Below are 13,796 nucleotides of genomic sequence, written 5' to 3' on the forward strand. Positions count from 1 at the left end.
CCCCCTTGACAAATTTACGACCATAGGGTAGAATACACTACGCTTAACTGAATACGCCTTATCGAGAGCGGTGGAGGGAACGGCCCTATGAAACCCGGCAACCTGCCCTGTCCCCGGCACGGGGATGGAGAAAGGTGCCAAATCCGGCGGTGCAGATCGAAAGATGAGGACGATATCCCAAGTCTCCCAAAGCGCTCCGCCGGCCGGCGGAGCGCTTTTTTCACCCTCTCCCGACAAGGCCCACACAAGGAAAGGACGTTATCACCATGGCCAAAAAGCTTTTTACTTCTGAATCCGTCACTGAGGGACATCCCGACAAAATCTGCGACCAGATCTCCGACGCCGTCCTGGACGCCATCCTGGAGGCCGACCCCATGGGCCGCGTGGCCTGTGAAACCACCGTTACCACCGGCCTGGTCCATGTCATGGGCGAAATCACCACCCATTGCTATGTGGACATCCCCAAAATCGCCCGGGAAGTAGTCCGGGAAATCGGCTACGACCGTGCCAAGTTCGGCTTTGACTGCGACACCTGCGCGGTCCTCACCTCCATCGACGAGCAGTCCGCCGACATCGCCCTGGGCGTGGACAAGTCCCTGGAGGCCAAGGAGGGCGGACAGGACGACGACCTGACCAACGGCGCCGGCGACCAGGGCATGATGTTCGGCTACGCCTGCAACGAGACCGAAGAGCTCATGCCCCTCCCCATCACCCTGGCCCAGAAAATGGCTATGCGGCTGGCCGCCGTGCGCAAGGAAGGGCTGGTCTCCTATCTGCGCCCCGACGGCAAGACCCAGGTCACCGTGGAGTATGACGAAAACGACAAGCCCGTCCGGGTGGACGCGGTGGTCCTCTCCACCCAGCACAGCCCAGACGCCACCCTGGAACAGATCCGCAAGGACATGATCGAGCTGGTCATCCGGCCCACCATCCCCGCCCACCTGATGGACGGCAACACCAAGATCTACGTCAACCCCACCGGCCGCTTCGTCATCGGCGGTCCCCAGGGCGACTCCGGCCTCACCGGCCGCAAGATCATCGTGGATACCTACGGCGGTTCCGCCCCCCACGGCGGCGGCGCCTTCTCCGGCAAGGACCCAACCAAGGTGGACCGCTCCGCCGCCTACGCCGCCCGCTGGGTGGCCAAGACCGTGGTGGCCGCCGGTCTCGCCGACCGCTGCCAACTCCAGCTGGCCTACGCCATCGGCGTGGCCCAGCCCGTCTCCGTCCGGGTGGACACCTTCGGCACCGGCAAGGTCTCCGACGAAGCCCTGGAGGCCGCCATCGAAAAGACCTTCGACCTGCGTCCCACCGCCATCATCCGGGACCTGGATCTGCGCCGCCCCATCTACCGCCAGACCGCCGCCTACGGCCACTTCGGCCGCAGCGACCTGGACCTCCCCTGGGAGCGCACCGACCGCGCCGGCGCCCTCAAGGCCAACCTGTAACACCATGTTAGAGTGAAGAGTAGAGAGTGAAGAGTGAAGAAATTGTGTCCGGCAGAGCCGGACGAATTCCAAATCATTCGCCGCAGGCGAATTCCATATCTTCACTCTCAACTCTTCACTCTCCACTCTATATTATAAGGAGGTTTCTATGCCTACTCCCCATATCGAAGCCAGGGAGGGCGCTTACGCCCCCACCGTCCTCATGCCCGGCGATCCCCTCCGGGCCAAGTTCATCGCCGAACACTTCCTCACCGACGCCGTCCAGGTCAACGGTATCCGCGGTATGCTGGGCTATACCGGCAAGTACCGCGGCGTCCCCGTCTCCGTCCAGGGCAGCGGCATGGGCTGCCCCTCCATGGGTATCTACTCCTATGAGCTCTTCCATTTCTACGGCGTGGAGCGTATCATCCGCATCGGCACCACCGGCTCCATCCAGGAAAACCTCCACATCGGCGACCTGGTCATCGCCCTGGGCGCCTGCTCCAACTCCAACTACGCCGCCCAGTATCAGCTCCCCGGCGCCTTCGCCCCCATCGCCTCCTTCCCCCTGGTCCGCAGGGCCGAGGAGATCGCCCGGCAGAAGGGATGTCACGTGGCCGTGGGCAACGTGGCCTCCAACGACACTTTCTATGACGACATCTCCCCCGTGGAGGCCTGGCGCAAAATGGGCGTGCTGGCTCTGGAAATGGAAAGTCTCGCCCTCTACTGCAACGCCGCCCGCTGCGGCAAGGAGGCCATGACCCTCCTCACCGTCTCCGACGAGCTCCTCACCCACAAGGCCACCACCCCCGTGGAGCGGCAGACCGCCTTCACCGCCATGATGGAGGTGGCGCTGGAGACCGCCGCTTCCCTGTAAGAGGTTTTCTCTCATGCTTCAAATCAGCAATCTCTCTCTTCCCCTCCCCGGCGGCGAGGAGCCGCTCCGACGCCGGGCCGCCAAGGTCCTCCGGGTGCCACCCGAGGCGCTGGGAGAACTGCGCCTGGTGCGCCAGTCCATCGACGCCCGCAAAAAACAGGACGTCCATCTGGTGTGTACCGTCCAGGTGGCGGTGGACAGGGAGGACAAGGTGCTGGCCCGGTGCAGATCCAACCAGGTCTCCAAGGTGGAGCGCAAGCGCTATACCTTCCCGCCGGTGCTCCGTCGGTCCGCCCTGAAACCCGTTGTCGTGGGGATGGGGCCCGCCGGGCTCTTCGCTGCCCTCTATTTGGCCCGGGCGGGGGTGCCCTCCCTCGTGCTGGAGCGGGGGAAGGACGTGGACAGCCGCGCCCAGGATGTGGAGCGGTTCTGGGCCACCGGCCAGCTCTCCCCCAGCTCTAACGTCCAGTTCGGGGAGGGCGGCGCGGGCACCTTCTCCGACGGCAAGCTCACCACCGGCACCCACGACAGCCGCATCTCCACCGTATTGGATACCCTGGTGGGCGCGGGCGCGCCCCCTGACGTGGCCTGGAGCCACAGGCCCCACATCGGCACCGACGTGCTGCGCCAAGTGGTCAAAACCATCCGCACGGAGCTTTTGTCCCTGGGCTGCGAGGTGCGCTTCGAGCATCAGCTCACCGGCATCCGCGCGGAAAACGGCCGGGTGACCGGTATCACCGTCGCCGCGCCCGACGGCTGCTACGACCTGCCCTGCGACACCCTGGTGCTGGCCCCCGGACACTCCGCCCGGGATACCTTCGCCCTGCTGTATGAAATGGGCCTCCCCCTGGAGCGGAAAAATTTCGCCATCGGAGTTCGCATCGAGCACCGGCAGCGGGACATCAGCGCCGCCCAGTTCGGCGGCTACTGGCAGGACCTGCCCCCCGCCGACTATAAGCTCTCCTGCCACCTGCCCTCGGGCCGGTCCGCCTTTACCTTCTGCGTCTGTCCCGGCGGTCAGGTGGTGGCCGCCGCCTCCCAGTCCGGCCAGGTGGTCACCAACGGCATGAGCTGCCGCGCCCGGGACGGAGAGAACATCAACGGCGGCTTTCTGGTGGGTGTGGGACCGGACGACTTCCCCGGCGACGATCCCCTGGCCGGCGTCCGCTTCCAGGAGATCTGGGAGCAGGCCGCCTGGGAGCTGGGGGGACGCTCCTTCCACGCTCCCGCCCAAACCGTGGGCGACTTCCTGGCGGGTATCCCCTCCTCCGGGCCCGGACGGGTATTGCCCACCTACCGCCCCGGCGTCGCCTGGACCGACCTGCACCGGTGCCTCCCCGACTATGTGGCCCACACCCTGCGGGACGCCCTCCCCCTCTTTGACCGGAAGGTCAGAGGCTTTGCCCACCCCGACGCCGTCCTCACCGGCGTGGAGACCCGGTCCTCCTCCCCGGTGCGCATCCTCCGGGGGGATGACTTCCAGTCCACCGGCTTGGCGGGTCTCTTCCCCTGCGGCGAGGGCGCGGGCTACGCCGGCGGCATTATGTCCGCCGCCGTGGACGGGGTGCGGGTGGCCGAGGCTGTGGCCGCCTGGCACTGAACGCCCGTTCCCCGCTATTCCGGCTCCGGCTGTCCTTCCTCGGAGGGGCGGCCGGAGCTTTTTGCCCCCTCCGCGCCCACTTTACAAACGCCCTTTCTGTCAGTATAATGAGGGCGTCTATCCTGACTGCCGGGAGGCCTGTTCTATGTCAGCCAATTCCAATCCTTCCCTCTGCCTCAAGCTCTTTACCTCTACCTTTTATCTCAGCGCCTTCACCTTCGGCGGCGGCTATGTCATCGTGCCTTTGATGCGCCGCCGGTTCGTGGATGACCTCCGCTGGATCGAAGAAAAGGAAATGCTGGACCTCACCGCCATTGCCCAGTCCGCCCCCGGTCCCATCGCCGTCAACGCCGCCATCCTGCTGGGCTGGCGGGTGGCCGGTCCCCTGGGCGCGCTGGTGGCCATCCTGGGTACGGTCCTCCCGCCCTTCCTCATCCTGTCCGTCGTCTCCCTCTTCTACGCCGCCTTCCGCTCCAACCCCATCGTGGCCGCCCTCCTCAAAGGGATGCAGTCCGGCGTGGCCGCCGTCATCGCCAGCGTGGTGGTGGATATGGCCGGCGGTATCCTGGCCCAGAAGCGCCTCCTCCCCACCCTCATCATGGCCGGCGCTTTCCTGGTAACCCTTTTGTGTGACATCAACGTGGTGTGGATCATCCTTGTCTGCGCCGTGGTGGGCATCCTCGCCGCGTTCTGGCGGCAGGCCCGCGACAAAAAGGAGGGGACGGTATGACCTTCCTTCAGCTCTTTTGGAGCTTCTTCCAAATCGGCCTGTTCAGCTTCGGCGGCGGTTACGCCGCCCTCCCCCTCATCCAGGCCCAGGTGGTGGAGCATCACCATTGGCTCACCATGGCCCAGCTCACCGACCTGACCACCATCTCCCAGATGACCCCCGGCCCCATCGCCATCAACGCCTCCACCTTTGTGGGAATGCAGATCGCCGGACCCCTGGGGGCGGTGGCGGCCACCGCCGGCTGCGTCCTCCCCTCCTGCCTGATCGTCTCCCTGCTGGCCTGGATCTACCGCCGCTGGCAGAAGGTCACCGCCATCCAGGGCGCGCTGGACGGACTGCGCCCCGCCATCGTGGCCCTCATCGCCGGCGCCGGGCTGGATATGCTCCTCACCGCCCTGTGGGGAGAGGGCGGCTTTGTGCCCGCTTTCCCCGATCCGGTGGCCCTGGTCCTCTTTTTGGCCGCGTTCATCGTGCTGCGCCGCTGGAAGCCCGACCCCGTTATGGTCATGCTGGGCGCCGGCGTGATCGGAATGGCCGCCTACCTTCTCCTGGGCGCCGATTGCACTTAAAACGAAAACACCCGCACGGAATGACTCCCGTGCGGGTGTTGCTTTAGATCCAGAGTACGTTGCCCTCCCGGCGGGGCTTGGCCGCCGGCACCTCTCCCGCGGCATAGCCCAGGATGCAGTGGCCGATGCCCTCATAGTCGCCGCTGATCCCCCATTTTTCCCGCAGCTTGGCCCCCTCCGGTCCGTCCATGACCTCCCGGGCCCGGTGAATCCAGCAGGAGTCCACCCCCAGCGCGTGGGCCGCGTTCATCAGATTACCCATAGCCAGGGCGCCGTCGTCCCGGTAGGTGGGCGCCGTCCGGTCGGCCAGCACCATCACCACCGTGGACGCGCCGTAGAAGGGGTCGTTGTCCGTCCCCATCACCGCCGCGTTCAGCCGGGACAGCAGCTGGACCGTCTCCGGGTCCTGCACCGCCACAAACAGGCAGGGCTGACGGCCCATGCCGCTGGGCGCGTAGCGGCCCGCCTCCACAATGGCCGCCACCGTCTCCCGGGGGACCGGCTTGTCCGAATAGGCCCGGACGCTCCGCCGGGTCAGCAGGTTTTCATACGCTTCTTTCATGATGGATAACCTTCCTTTCTCTGGGCTTTGCGGGCTACCTCGCCCACCTTGGAGCCCTTATTCTTTTGATTGTTCCGCCGCACCAGGTCGGAGATCTGACCCATGGCCTGGGTCACCTCGTCGTGGAAGGTGCGGGCCGATACCCGCAGCGCGCCGTGGCCCAGAATGATGAGCTGCTCCACGCCGTCCGACGTGGCCACCCGCACCCGGTTGTCCCGGCTCAGCGCGTAGGTGGCCCGCTCAATATAGGTGTCCGCCGTCTCCGCCTCCTTGGTGTACACCACATGGATATTGTGGTATTTCACCACCTGCCCCGGATTGCCCGGCACCCGGTAGGCGTCAAACACCAAAATCAGCCGGCACTTGCGGAAGCCCTGATAGTTACTCATCAGGTCCATCAGCATCTGCCGGGCGGCGTCCAGATTGGACTTGGCCACGGCGTGAAGCTCGTCCCAGGCAAAGATGATGTTATAGCCGTCCACCAGCAGGTATTCCGGACCCTGCTCCTGAATGACCACGGTCCGCTTCTCCTCCGCCTCCCGCGGGACCGGCTTGGGGGCCGGCCGGAAGGTCTGCCGCTTCACCGGACCATAGGTCCGCTCAAAAATGGCCATGAGCTCCTTGTCCGCTTCCAGACCAGCTGCCGGCGTGCTGCTCCGCCGGGCGGGAGCAGGCCGGTCCTCCGGCTCCTCTTCCTCCTCCGGATAAAAACCGCTGTTCACATGGGCGTGGTCGGGCACCTGGTCCCACGGCACCACATAGCCCGCGCCGTGGGCGCAGAACACCGAGTCCGGCGGATTCTCCGTGTCCCGGCAGGGATCGTACCCGGACGCCGCCACGATGTCCTCCTGATTCTGGCAGGGCGCGTAGCCCCGCAGGGTGCAGGTGAGCCGCCCTCTGCCCCGGGTATAGGACGCCACCTGACTGGCATAGTCCCGCAGGCCCGCTACCGGCGCGCCGCCGGTGAGCCGTATCCCCTCCCCCAGGGTCTCCGGCGGGTCCACCTCGCCCCCCATCCGCTGTAAGTCCGTCATGGCTCGGCCCACCTGCTCGGCGGGCACCTCCAGCCGGAAGTCGTACCACGGCTCCAGCAAAATGCTCTGGGCCGACATGAGCCCCTGCCGTACCGCCCGGTAGGTGGCCTGCCGGAAGTCGCCTCCCTCGGTGTGCTTCAGGTGGGCCCGTCCGGCCAGCAGGGTGATGCGCACGTCGGTCAGCGGCGCGCCGGTCAGCACCCCCGCATGGGCTTTTTCCGCCAAATGGGTCAGAATGAGCCGCTGCCAGTGGCCGTCCAGCATATCCTCGCTGCACGCCGTGGCGCACACCACCCCGCTGCCCCGCTCCCCCGGCTCCAGCAGCAGGTGGACCTCCGCGTAATGGCGCAGCGGCTCATAGTGCCCGATGCCCCTCACCGGTCCGGCAATGGTCTCCTGATACAAAATGCTGCCCGTTCCAAAGGTCACGTCCAGATCGAACCGCTCCTTGATCAGCGCTTGCAGCACTTCCAGCTGCACCTCGCCCATCAGCTGCACATGGAGCTCCTGGAGCCGCTCGTTCCACACCAGATGGAGCTGCGGGTCCTCCTCCTCCAGCTCCTTGAGGCGGCGCAGCGTGCTGTGGGGATCACAGCCCGCCGGCAGACAGAGCTGATAGGTGAGCACCGGCGTCAGCACCGGCGGCCGTTCGTCCTCCTCCCAGCCCAGACCCTGGTCGGGCTTCGTCTGGCTCAGACCGGTCACGGCGCACACCGTACCCGCCGGCGCTTCCTCCACGGCCCGGAATTTCGCGCCCGAGTAGATGCGGAGCTGGTCCACCTTCTCCCGCCATTCCTCTTCTTCATCACCGCCGCTGAGCAGGTCCTTTACCTTCAGCGTGCCGCCCGTTACCTTCAGATAGGTCAGCCGTCCCCCCTGGGGGTCCCGGGCAATCTTGAACACCCGGGCCCCGAATTCCGGCGGATAGACCGGCGCGGGCAGATAGTCCGCCAGCCCGTCCAGCAGCGCCTCCACCCCGTCCAGCCGCAGCGCCGCGCCGAAGTAGCAGGGAAACACGGCCCGCTTGGCCACCAGCGCCCCAATGGTCTCCCGGTCCAGCGTCCCGGTCTCCAGATAGGTCTCCATGGCCCCCTCGTCGTACATGGCGATGTTCTCCAGCATGGCGTCCCGGTCCTGATCGGGGGTAAAATCCACGCAGCCCTCGTCCAGACCCCGGCGCAGCTGCTCCATCAGCGCCGCCCGGCCCACGCCCGGCAGGTCCATCTTGTTGAGAAACAAAAACACCGGCACTCCATGCCGCCGCAGCAGCCGCCACAGCGTCTCCGTGTGGCCCTGGACCCCGTCCACCCCGCTGATGACCAAAATGGCGCAGTCTAATACCCCCAGGGTCCGCTCCGTCTCGGCGGAAAAATCCACATGCCCCGGCGTATCCAGCAGGGTGACCTCCAGGTCTCCCCGGGAAAATACCGCCTGCTTGGAAAAAATCGTAATGCCCCGCTCCCGCTCCAGGGCAAAGGTGTCCAAAAACGCGTCTTTGTGGTCTACCCGTCCCAACTTCCGCAGACTGCCGCTGACGTACAGCATCCCCTCGGAAAGGGTGGTTTTGCCCGCGTCCACATGGGCCAACAGACCCGCACAAATATGTTTCGTCGGCTTCTTTTTCTCAGCCCGTTCGCCCATAAAAATTCCTCCCCTTGTGAAAACATAACTTTTGTTAGTATATCACAAGAGGAGGCGTTCGTCGATACGGGATGCTTTTTATCGGTTCAGTTCGGTGATGAAAATCTCGTTCAGCACGTCCCAGCCGGGATTTACATACTCCGGAAGCCGGTCGAACGCCTGGGACAGCTCCTCCAGCGTCTCTTCCACATAGGTGTTGATGGCCGCCACTCTGGGAATGATCCTTACCTCGGGCGCGTTCTTCTTCAGCTCCAGCAGCCGCTTTACCTCGCCCACCAAGGCCCGGTCCAGCTCCGCCTCCATCAGCGTCTCAAAGAGCATTGGCGCGGGACGCCCCTTGTCCAGAATCCACTTGCAGGCCAGCATGGGGCGAAGCACATAAAAATATTTTTTCAGCTTGATCGTATCCCCGCACAAAAAAGTCCGGTAATTTCGCTTTGCCATGCTCAGGTAATGGCAAAGACCGTTTTTCGGTGAAAAATACTCCGTCATCAGTGGTCGGAACCTGCCGCAAAAGTCCTCGTCCTCACGGTACACAATGGGAGAAGCAAACCACTCAAACAGCGTGGGATTGGATTTATAAAGAAGTCTCAGCGCCTTGGAGAGATCCCAGCCGTTGATGTCCAGCTCGTCGCTGATGGGCAGCTCGATCACATCGCGCTGCTCGTCAAGCCGAAGATACGCGTCCTTCTTCCGCACATAGACGAACCTTACGTCATAGTCGCTGTCCGTGGATGCAAAGCCCCACGCGCGGCTTCCCGATTCCGCCGCCAAAAGGATCTTGACCTGGTGCTCCTCCTCGATCCTGTGCAGCTCCTGCAGAATAAGTTCCTTCATATCATTGATCCCCCAACTTCTGTTTTTTCTGCCATTTTATTATAAAGTATCCCATGGTTGGGTGTCAAACGCTATCTTACCTCCTCGCTATCCCAAAAAAACCGGGACCGGGCGTAAAAGCCCGGTCCCGGCCAGTCTGTCGAAGAAGTGGAAGGTGGTGCAGGAAAGGTTAACGTGCCTGCATGGAAGCGGGCGACCACAAGGGTCGCCCCTACGAGGTGGGAGCGTCGGGGTAATATGGACGGTGCTTCCGACGCACAGGGGGCCTCCTGCAGGAAAAGGGGAACGATGAACAGGGTTTCTTCCTCGCGGCATAGCCGCTGCGGCACCTGACTGATGGAGGCCGTCAGCTCGCAGTACAGGCTCTTTTCGGTGAGCAGCACGTCCAAAAGCTGGTTCCCCGTCTCAATCCTGGCGTCATAGATGGAGATGCTTTTTTCCAGATCCGCCATCGCCTCCACGCCCAGACCGCCGCCCTGCGCCGCCAGACTGCCCAGCTTATAGCGGATGTCGTGGCATTTGACGTTGATGAGCTCAATGGTATCCCTGGAGATCTCATACTGCCGCTCGCTCTGCCGGATGGCGTGCTGGAGGTATTCCACCTCCTGCCGCAGCTCCCGCTGCTCCACCGTCCGGGAGGCCAGCAGCAAAACAATGCCGCAGCACAGCACCGAAAAGAGATTGCCCGTCTGACGCAGGACAAAATGCTCCGGCAGCGCGAACCGGTTTTCCACACCCACGCTCAGCTTGGCAAAGTAAATATCCTCGACGGAGCACAAAATCACGGTGATGACCAAAATCACCACGGTGATGGCCAGCAGCTGCTTGTCCATCTGCCAGCTGGATATGTGCCGGGTCAGCGGGCGGATGAAGAACAGATACGCCAAAACCGCCGCCGTGATAAAAAACGTGTACTGCATCAGACGGTAGTAGAGGTCAAACCGGGTCCCCCACCGATCGTACAGGTTCAGGGCCATGCCGCCGCACCAGGCCAATAAATAGAGCTTATAGCATAGGTTCTGGGCCCCATAGGCCACGCTGCAGCAAAAAAGAACCGTGGAGAAGCCCTCGGCAAAGCATAAACGGGCATGGAGCATGGTGGCGGCAAAGAGAAAGAGATAGATCCCGATGCGCCCCGCCACCGTCTGGCCGCAGAGCCGGTAGGCCGCCGCCGCCCCAAAGGCAAGGGTCAGGATGACCCCCAGTCCCCCCAGCACCTTGACCCAAAACCACGGCGCACGGTCCAGCTTTCGGGTGGTGAGCAGGTAAAATACATACAACTCAAGCAAAAATTCCAGAATGACGTCCTGATAAATGAACAGAAGCTCCTCCATTCTCACTGACCCCCTATGGAACCCGCGTACCAGTTGGCCAGCTCCACTTGTTGCACCGCAGAAAGCCGAAGGCGCTCAGCTCCTGCTCCACCCCGGACAGCACCCCCGTCCGCTCGATCACGTCGTCAATGAGATGGTAAAAAAGGCGGTGGTTCATGATCTCCACATACATCAGCTTGTCCGTGGAGATGCGGCACAGCCCGCCGGAGGAGTTGACCGTAAAGCTGCGCTCCTCGTTCATGATGTAAATGTCCAGCGCCTTTTTGAATTTCAGGGAAAAATCATAGTAGCTCACCGGCTTGACCAGAAAGCTCACCGCGTCCACCTCGTAGCCCTTCAGGGCATATTGGACCAGATTGGTGATGAAAATCAGAGACACGTTCTTGTCGTGCCGGCGCAGCTCCACCGCCGCCGCCATGCCGTCCTTCTTGGGCATCTGGATGTCCATAAACACCACGGCATAGATGGACCTGTACTCCCGCCCCGTCTCGGCGGCGTACCGCTGGATGTATCCCTCCAGCACCCCGGCGGCGGCGTCCTCATCCTCTACGATGGCAATGTTTTTCACGGTTTCCCCTCCCCCTATCAATCAGAGAACAGACACACACTTGAGGAAACGCTTTGGAAAAATCTGCCCCTCCGGCCGGTCAGCTGATGGTATAATCCCCCCGGACCATCACCGTCACCGCCGTGGATGCCTTCACGCCCCGGCCCGCAATGGTGGCCAGATACAGATGATTGGCCGTCAGCGCGCCGCCGTTGGCCAGGGTGCCTCCCCCGGTCATGTCCACCAGGCCGGGCGCCGAGTCGGACACGCAGGTGGCCGTGCCGCTGCGCAGCAAAATCTCACAGGAGGTGCCGGCGGTGAGCTTCTGCCCCTGGGACAAGGTCACCACCTCATAGACCGGGCTGCTCTCTCCGCTGCCGGTCCCGCCCGCCGCCTTTACGTCTTCCGCATAGCCGTCGGCCACCGCCTGGAGCGACTTTTTCAGCGCCGCCTCCCGCTCCTCCACCTTGTCGTCCACCTGCTCCAAAATCGACGGGGCAAAGGTGTCGGTGAGATAGCTCAGCGTCACCAGCGGGTCTCCCTCCCCGCCCTGCTGGGCCGCCAGCGCCACGCCGGCCATGGTGCACGCCACCAGACCGGCTGCCGCCAGGCGGATGGTCCATTTACGCTCTTTCATATTCTCCTCCTATGTAATCGTCCTTTGGTCAAAGGGGCGCGGCGGGGCTCCATATCGCTATGTAGCCGTCCGCCGGCGCCCATGCGGTTCTTGGGTCAAACCATCTGCTGCGGGTGGAGTCCGAAGCTCACCGCGATGGCCGAATCCACCTTGCGCATCAATTCACCGTCCAGCCTGCCCATATGCTCCCGCAGCCGCCGCTTATCCAGGGTGCGGATCTGCTCCAGCAGGACCACCGAGTCCTTGGGGAGCCCGTAGCTCCCGGCCGCGAACTCGATGTGGGTGGGCAGACGGGCCTTTCCGGTCTGGGATGTGATGGCCGCGGCAATGACGGTGGGACTGTGCCGGTTGCCCGTATCGTTCTGCACGATGAGCACCGGACGCACGCCCCCCTGCTCGCTCCCCACCACGGGACTCAGATCGGCATAAAAAATGTCTCCTCGTTTTACGCTGTTATCCACAAAGCTCACACTCCGCCGGAAGATAGTGGCCGGCGTCATGGGGAGGTCCGCTCCCCCGCACGGCTACTATGATTTTCCCACGGGAGGGCGGACTTTATACATACAGACACACACATACAGCGGCGGGATCAAACGGCCTGCCGCTGCCCGGCGGCCGGCGCTCATCTCCCACACCACTCTATGCCCTCCGGCGGCCCGGCGTGCCCCTCAGTCCAGGTAACGGCGGGGCACCCGGGGACTCACCGCGCACAGCAGCTCATACTGGATGGTATCGCTCAGCGCGGCATACCGCTCGATGGGACACTCCGCCCCGAACAGCGTGGCCACGTCCCCCGCCCGGACCGTTTCGTCCGCCCGGACCATGCACATATCCATACACACCCGGCCCACAATGGGACGCGGTGTCCCGTTCAGCAGCACGTCTCCCCGGTTGGAAAGGCTCCGGCGCAGGCCGTCGGCATAGCCGATGGGCAGCACCGCCAGGGTGGTCTCCTCCTCCAGGCGGGCGGTGCGTCCGTAGCTCACACAGGTCCCCGCCGGCAGCGTGCGGACCGCCGCCACCCGGGTTTTCAGCGCCATCACCGGCGCCAGGCCGGGGCCGTCCAGCCCCTCGCAGGAGGGGTCCGGATAGTGGCCATAGAGGGCGATGCCGGGGCGCACCATGTCCAGATGGGTGCAGGGATATTTCAGCGTGGCCGCGCTGGCGGCACAGTGCCGGATGGCAAAGGTGATCCCCCGCGCCTCCAGCGCCGACAGCAGGTCCAGAAAACGGGTAAACTGCATCATGGTATAGGCCTCGCTGCCGTCGGCGTCGGCAAAGTGGGTGAAAATCCCCTCCGCCTCCAGATTGGGCTTGGCGCAGATGGCCGCCATGGTATCCACCGTCTCCGGCAGGTGGGCCTCGTCGCACAAAAGCCCCAGCCGGGACATACCCGTGTCCGCCTTCAGGTGGATCTTGGCCTTCTTTCCCAGCTTTCCCGCCGCCTCCGACAGAAGGCCGGCGCTCTCCAAATCAAAGATGGTCTGGGTCAGGTCCAGCGCCGCCGCCCGCTCCAGCCGGTCCGCCGGCGTATGGCCCAGCACCAGGATGGGCAGGGTGATCCCGCTCTCCCGCAGCTCGGCCCCCTCGTCCACCGTGGCCACCGCCAGGTAGTCGCAGCCCAGCGCCTCCAGGCGCCTGGCCACCGGCACCGCGCCATGCCCGTAGGCATTGGCCTTCACCACGCCCAAAAACCGGCAGCCCGGCTCCAGCATGGCGCGCAGCGCGCGATAATTATGCTCCAGCGCCCCCAGGTCGATCTCCGCCCAGGTGCGTCCTTCCAGTTGTTCCATGGTATCCGCCTCATTTTCCTCAGATATGGCTATACGGAAGTTATGATACCATAAATCTCCCCCTGCTACAAGCTCCTTTTCCCCGCCAAAAAGCCCCGCCTTGTAGGAGTACAATACATGTTGGACAGTTGAATAAAAAAGGATGAAGGATAGGGCCTCATCGGTTAAAGTTGAGTTGCGACACAACAACTTGACGAGAGGGGGCCAT

Annotated in this window: 13 protein-coding genes and 1 riboswitch; of the genes, 5 read left to right on the forward strand and 8 right to left on the reverse strand. The window is 63.7% G+C overall.

Annotated features, from left to right (window positions below; all coding sequences use genetic code 11):
- The first annotated feature begins 55 nt into the window (after positions 1 to 55).
- Positions 56 to 170: riboswitch (SAM riboswitch) on the forward strand.
- A gap of 96 nt (positions 171 to 266) precedes the next feature.
- The 5 genes from metK to H7U37_RS08310 all read left to right on the forward strand — a co-directional run bounded on the left by metK (position 267) and on the right by H7U37_RS08310 (position 5,203).
- A complete protein-coding gene (gene metK / locus H7U37_RS08290; protein ID WP_207751970.1) occupies positions 267 to 1,448 on the forward strand; it encodes a methionine adenosyltransferase in 1,182 nt (393 codons plus the stop codon).
- A 148-nt stretch (positions 1,449 to 1,596) separates the two neighbouring features.
- Positions 1,597 to 2,304 carry a purine-nucleoside phosphorylase gene (deoD, locus tag H7U37_RS08295; protein ID WP_204875031.1) on the forward strand — a complete coding sequence of 236 codons (708 nt, stop codon included), beginning with the start codon at positions 1,597 to 1,599 and terminating at the stop codon, positions 2,302 to 2,304.
- A 13-nt stretch (positions 2,305 to 2,317) separates the two neighbouring features.
- Positions 2,318 to 3,904: an NAD(P)/FAD-dependent oxidoreductase gene (locus tag H7U37_RS08300; protein ID WP_204875033.1), complete on the forward strand. Its 1,587-nt coding sequence runs from the start codon at positions 2,318 to 2,320 to the stop codon at positions 3,902 to 3,904.
- Between the two features lie 145 nt (positions 3,905 to 4,049).
- Entirely contained in the window at positions 4,050 to 4,634 is a 585-nt protein-coding gene (locus tag H7U37_RS08305) for a chromate transporter (protein WP_204875034.1), read from the forward strand.
- Positions 4,631 to 5,203 carry a chromate transporter gene (locus tag H7U37_RS08310; RefSeq protein ID WP_204875036.1) on the forward strand — a complete coding sequence of 191 codons (573 nt, stop codon included), beginning with the start codon at positions 4,631 to 4,633 and terminating at the stop codon, positions 5,201 to 5,203. The genes H7U37_RS08305 and H7U37_RS08310 overlap by 4 nt, the downstream gene beginning before the upstream one ends.
- A gap of 43 nt (positions 5,204 to 5,246) precedes the next feature.
- On the opposite strand, the gene H7U37_RS08315 is transcribed toward H7U37_RS08310, so the two are convergent.
- From H7U37_RS08315 to alr, 8 genes are all read right to left on the reverse strand, one after another.
- A complete protein-coding gene (locus H7U37_RS08315) occupies positions 5,247 to 5,765 on the reverse strand; it encodes a nitroreductase (protein ID WP_204875038.1) in 519 nt (172 codons plus the stop codon).
- Positions 5,762 to 8,440, reverse strand: coding sequence for a translation factor GTPase family protein (locus H7U37_RS08320; RefSeq protein WP_204875039.1), 2,679 nt, complete (start codon positions 8,438 to 8,440; stop codon positions 5,762 to 5,764). Before H7U37_RS08320 ends, H7U37_RS08315 begins: the two co-directional genes overlap by 4 nt.
- 78 nt (positions 8,441 to 8,518) lie before the next feature.
- A complete protein-coding gene (locus H7U37_RS08325) occupies positions 8,519 to 9,277 on the reverse strand; it encodes a nucleotidyltransferase domain-containing protein (protein WP_204875040.1) in 759 nt (252 codons plus the stop codon).
- A gap of 71 nt (positions 9,278 to 9,348) precedes the next feature.
- A complete protein-coding gene (locus H7U37_RS08330) occupies positions 9,349 to 10,611 on the reverse strand; it encodes a hypothetical protein (RefSeq protein ID WP_204875041.1) in 1,263 nt (420 codons plus the stop codon).
- A gap of 13 nt (positions 10,612 to 10,624) precedes the next feature.
- A complete protein-coding gene (locus H7U37_RS08335) occupies positions 10,625 to 11,179 on the reverse strand; it encodes a response regulator (protein WP_204875042.1) in 555 nt (184 codons plus the stop codon).
- Between the two features lie 79 nt (positions 11,180 to 11,258).
- A complete protein-coding gene (locus H7U37_RS08340; protein ID WP_204875043.1) occupies positions 11,259 to 11,795 on the reverse strand; it encodes a hypothetical protein in 537 nt (178 codons plus the stop codon).
- Positions 11,796 to 11,890: 95 nt separating this feature from the next.
- Entirely contained in the window at positions 11,891 to 12,295 is a 405-nt protein-coding gene (locus tag H7U37_RS08345; protein WP_204875044.1) for a type II toxin-antitoxin system PemK/MazF family toxin, read from the reverse strand.
- A 168-nt stretch (positions 12,296 to 12,463) separates the two neighbouring features.
- Positions 12,464 to 13,588 (reverse strand): alanine racemase, encoded by a 1,125-nt coding sequence (alr, locus tag H7U37_RS08350; protein WP_204875045.1) that lies wholly within the window; start codon positions 13,586 to 13,588, stop codon positions 12,464 to 12,466.
- Positions 13,589 to 13,796: the final 208 nt, after the last annotated feature.

The organism is Pseudoflavonifractor phocaeensis (assembly GCF_016901735.1).
GTDB lineage: Bacteria > Bacillota > Clostridia > Oscillospirales > Oscillospiraceae > Pseudoflavonifractor_A.

What these genes read in the sequence shown, in the direction of transcription:
- metK (WP_207751970.1), top strand. Translation starts at nt 267, where the DNA reads ATGGCCAAAAAGCTTTTTACTTCTGAATCCGTCACTGAGGGACATCCC.
- H7U37_RS08325 (WP_204875040.1), bottom strand. Translation starts at nt 9,277, where the DNA reads ATGAAGGAACTTATTCTGCAGGAGCTGCACAGGATCGAGGAGGAGCAC.
- H7U37_RS08310 (WP_204875036.1), top strand. Translation starts at nt 4,631, where the DNA reads ATGACCTTCCTTCAGCTCTTTTGGAGCTTCTTCCAAATCGGCCTGTTC.
- deoD (WP_204875031.1), top strand. Translation starts at nt 1,597, where the DNA reads ATGCCTACTCCCCATATCGAAGCCAGGGAGGGCGCTTACGCCCCCACC.
- H7U37_RS08320 (WP_204875039.1), bottom strand. Translation starts at nt 8,440, where the DNA reads ATGGGCGAACGGGCTGAGAAAAAGAAGCCGACGAAACATATTTGTGCG.
- H7U37_RS08300 (WP_204875033.1), top strand. Translation starts at nt 2,318, where the DNA reads ATGCTTCAAATCAGCAATCTCTCTCTTCCCCTCCCCGGCGGCGAGGAG.
- H7U37_RS08305 (WP_204875034.1), top strand. Translation starts at nt 4,050, where the DNA reads ATGTCAGCCAATTCCAATCCTTCCCTCTGCCTCAAGCTCTTTACCTCT.
- H7U37_RS08345 (WP_204875044.1), bottom strand. Translation starts at nt 12,295, where the DNA reads ATGACGCCGGCCACTATCTTCCGGCGGAGTGTGAGCTTTGTGGATAAC.
- H7U37_RS08315 (WP_204875038.1), bottom strand. Translation starts at nt 5,765, where the DNA reads ATGAAAGAAGCGTATGAAAACCTGCTGACCCGGCGGAGCGTCCGGGCC.
- alr (WP_204875045.1), bottom strand. Translation starts at nt 13,588, where the DNA reads ATGGAACAACTGGAAGGACGCACCTGGGCGGAGATCGACCTGGGGGCG.
- H7U37_RS08330 (WP_204875041.1), bottom strand. Translation starts at nt 10,611, where the DNA reads ATGGAGGAGCTTCTGTTCATTTATCAGGACGTCATTCTGGAATTTTTG.
- H7U37_RS08340 (WP_204875043.1), bottom strand. Translation starts at nt 11,795, where the DNA reads ATGAAAGAGCGTAAATGGACCATCCGCCTGGCGGCAGCCGGTCTGGTG.